The organism is Ewingella sp. AOP9-I1-14 (assembly GCF_052375995.1).
Classification (GTDB): domain Bacteria; phylum Pseudomonadota; class Gammaproteobacteria; order Enterobacterales; family Enterobacteriaceae; genus Ewingella; species Ewingella allii.
On sequence record NZ_JBQSVA010000027.1, the window covers coordinates 1 to 4149 of the forward strand.

The 4149-nt window shown below is 51.5% G+C and carries 1 protein-coding gene and 1 pseudogene; both read left to right on the forward strand.

Annotated features, from left to right (window positions below):
• Positions 1–3612 (forward strand): TipJ family phage tail tip protein (gene gpJ, locus ACT3RT_RS22935; protein ID WP_496203777.1); only part of this gene is annotated, 3612 nt, incomplete at its 5' end.
• Between the two features lie 56 nt (positions 3613–3668).
• Positions 3669–4149 (forward strand): annotated as a pseudogene (locus ACT3RT_RS22940) (hypothetical protein); the annotation flags it as partial.

Consider the following 4149-nt stretch of genomic DNA (forward strand, 5'->3'; position numbering starts at 1 on the left):
ACAGCTACCGCAATCAGAGGCCGCAAAGGCGGCAGCTCTTCATCACGCACGCCTGTAGAACAGCCGGACGATCTCCAGTCCATTGCGAAAGCAAAGGTGTTGATCGCGCTGGGTGAGGGAGAGTGGGCCGGTGGCCTGACGGCGCAAAATATTTATTTAGATGGCACACCACTCCAGAACCCTGATGGCAGCAATAACTTCAGCGGCGTGACATGGGAGTTCCGCCCGGGCACGCAGGCGCAAACCTATATCCAAGGGTTGCCTGGTTCCAATAATGAAATCACTGTCGGCACAGAGGTCAAAAGCACCAGCGCATGGACTCGGACATTTACGAATTCTCAACTGTCAGCGGTTAGATTGCGCCTTAAATGGCCCGCGCTGTTTAATCAAAAAGACAACGGAGACCTGGTTGGCTACAGCATTAATTATGTCATTGAGCTTCAGACCGACGGCGGAACATGGCAAACCATTTTAGACACGTCTGTTACTGGCAAGACGACAACAGGGTATGAAAGAAGCCATCGAATTGATTTGCCGCAGTCTGGTAGCACATGGACGCTTCGCCTTAGAAAGGTGACGGCCGACGCCAACAGCGCCAAGATTGGCGATGCGATGATGCTGCAAAGCTTTACGGAAGTTATCGATGCCAAGCTGCGCTATCCGAATACCGTTCTACTTTATATCGAATTCGATTCAAGCCAATTTAACGGATCGATCCCGCCTGTGTCGGTTGATACAAAAATGCGCATCGTGCGGGTGCCGGACAATTACGACCCTATCAACAGAACATACTCTGGAATATGGCAGGGTGGCTTTAAGTGGGCGTGGACGGATAACCCGGCATGGATTTTCTACGATATCGTGGTCTCAGAGCGCTTTGGTCTTGGTGACCGTCTGACGGCAGCCAATATCGATAAATGGACGCTGTACCAGGTGGCCCAGTATTGTGATCAGCCTGTTCCCGACGGTCGAGGTGGAAACGGCACAGAGCCGCGTTACATCTGCAACGTGTATGTCCAGAATCGCAACGATGCCTACACCGTTTTGCGCGATTTCGCGGCCATTTTCCGCGGCATGACCTACTGGGGCGGGGATCAGATTTTTGCGCTGGCGGACATGCCACGCGACGTGGACTACAACTTTACCAACGCGAACGTTGTTAACGGCCTCTTCACCTACTCCAGCAGCAACACGAAAACGCGCTATTCGTCGGCCCTGGTCTCTTGGTCTGATCCGGATAACGCCTACGCTGACGCTATGGAGCCGGTATTCGAACAGGCGCTGGTTAATCGTTACAAGGTCTTTAACCAGCTTGAGTTGACCGCGATTGGCTGCACACGTCAGTCAGAGGCCAACAGGAAGGGGCGCTGGGGGATTCTTACCAATAATAGCGACCGCGTTGTCACATTCTCTGTGGGCCTCGACGGCGACATTCCCCAACCAGGCTATATCATTGCTGTTGCAGATGAGAACTTGTCCGGGCGCATCACCGGCGGCCGAGTTAGTTCGGCCTCGGGCCGCGTTATAAACTTGGATAGAGTACCAAATGCTAAGCCCGGCGACCGTATACAGGTGAACTTGCCGACGGGAGTTTCTCAAAGCAGGACGATTCAGGCTATCAATGGAAATATTGTCACTGTCAGCACAGCCTATTCAGAAACTCCTGAGGCTGAATGCGTGTGGGTGGTTGAGTCTGATGAGCTTTTTGCACAGCAATATCGAATCACTAGCACGGCTGAAAATGATGATGGCACATTTACCATCACCGGCATTTTGCATGATCCTGATAAGTTTGCGCGTATCGATACAGGCGCGGTGATTGACCAGCGGCCAATCAGCGTCATTCCGCCAGGCAACCAGTCAGCACCGGCTAATATTCAGATCAGCTCATTTTCTGTGGTTGAACAGACAATCAGCGTCCAGACGATGCGAGCGACGTGGGATGCCACTCAAAATGCTATCGCCTATGAAGCACAGTGGCGCCGTAACGATGGGAACTGGGTTAACGTGCCGCGCAGCTCGACAACGTCGTTTGAGGTACCCGGTATTTACGCTGGCCGCTACCTCGTTCGCGTTCGGGCGATCAATGCCGCCGAGATATCCAGCGGGTGGGGGTATTCGCAGGAAGCCACGTTGACAGGTAAGGTGGGCAATCCACCGAAACCCATCGGCCTGGCGGCCACGGCGATAAACTGGGGGATCACACTTAACTGGGGGTTCCCTGCAAACACTTCGGATACTCTCAAAACAGAAATTCAGTACACCCCAAACGAGGACAAATCCAACCCGATTCTGCTATCTGACGTTCCATATCCACAGGCGACATATACCCAGCTTGGGTTGAGACCCGGTCAGATATTCTGGTACCGCGCCCAATTGGTGGATAAAACCGGCAACGAATCGGGGTACACCGATTGGGTGCGTGGAATGTCCAACGACCAGGCCAATGACTACCTTGGCGAAATTGCTGATGATTTGCTGAATGCGGAAGATGGCCGCCGGCTGACCGAGCAGATTGGGGGAAGCATTGAGGCGTTGCTGCAGACCGCACTGGCTAGTAATGCCGGAATACAGCATCAATACGCTGAGGCTGGTGCTATTCGCGCTGACGTTTTGGTTGTGATGACAACTATAGCCAATACCCAAAAAGCTCTCGCAGACCTAACCACGACTGTTCAGGCGACAAACAGTTCGGTTGATTCATTAACTGGTAAGGTGCAGATAAACACGGCTGCGCTCGAACAGAAAATGACATCGGTCTTCAATAATGATGGCTCGGGCAGCGCCATCTACAGTATGAAAGCTGGCGTAAACATGGGCGGGAATTATTACGATGCCGGGATGTCGATCGCCGTTATTGCTGAGCCGGGAAAACCTGTATTAACCCGCATCGCCTTTAACGCGAATCAGCTCGTTTTGATGAGCGGTTCTAACGGTAATTATTACTCGCCATGGGCCGTGGTTAATGGAGACGTGTTCATCAACTCTGCATTTATCCAGAATGCGAGTATCGATTTTGCGAAAATATCAGACACGCTTCAGTCCGCAAACTTTGTTTCTGGTGATGCCGGTGATGGATGGCGGCTGCCAAAAAACGGCAATGCCGAGTTGAATAACGCGGTTGTACGCGGAACGGTTTATGCAACCGACGGCAGGTTCCGAGGAACAGTGTATGCAACAGACGGCGACTTCGCGGGAACGGTGTACGCGGCAAAGATGGTTGGTGATTTAGCCGATTTTAGCGTGGGTCGTTCAGAGAGCAATCAGGCGCAGGTCGGCAACAGTGGGGGTATATCAGGGACGCTCTTTAATGTTGCTCAAGATAAGGGGTTTGCAAGGAAAATCTCTGTATCTGGAACCTTTAAGGGGACGATAACCTCGGGAAGTCCGGGTACAGGATCATTCATTGCAATCCGGGTCGGGGGAAATGATGTGATAAAAATATTTTCCGACAGTTTTTCCTCTAATGGTTTTACTTTTTATGTCCCAATCGGAACAGGGAACCTGCCTGTTACCTATCAGATTTTCAACGGTCACAATGGCTCAGCAAATGTCAGTTTTACTGCTCAATATGATGTATTCGCAAGCCGTAATGCTAGTGTGATCAGCTAGTGAAAATCAAAAAACTTAACCCGCTACGGCGGGTTTTTTTATGTCTGGAGAAAATAATGACTTGGTATTCATCTGGCACTGTAAACACCACGGCAAATAGCCCGGTGGTCATTGGCGTGGGCACCGTATGGACAAACTCAGGCCTTCGCCCTGGTGACATGCTTCTTATTGGATACAGCACCATTAGCCCGCGGGCATTTGAGATTAAAAGTGTCGACAGCGCCACACAGATAACACTGGTACTGCCGTTCCCCGTCGCAGTTACCGGGGCTAGCTATGTTGGCATTCCGATGCTGAGTGGTGACCGCACAGCCATCACCATGACGCTGGCCACTCAAATTACTAAAGCGCTTGCTGACACCGAAGCAATGAGCGCAGTGTATCAGACGTTTTATACGTCACCGGGAACGGTCAATTTAACACTGCCAGGCGGCTTGGTTGTCTCTGGATCATCATTCCAAAAACTCACTGCTGATATGGCAGGAAAGGCAAGTAACACTGACCCAAGGTTATCAACTGTTGATGGTAAGTCTGGAG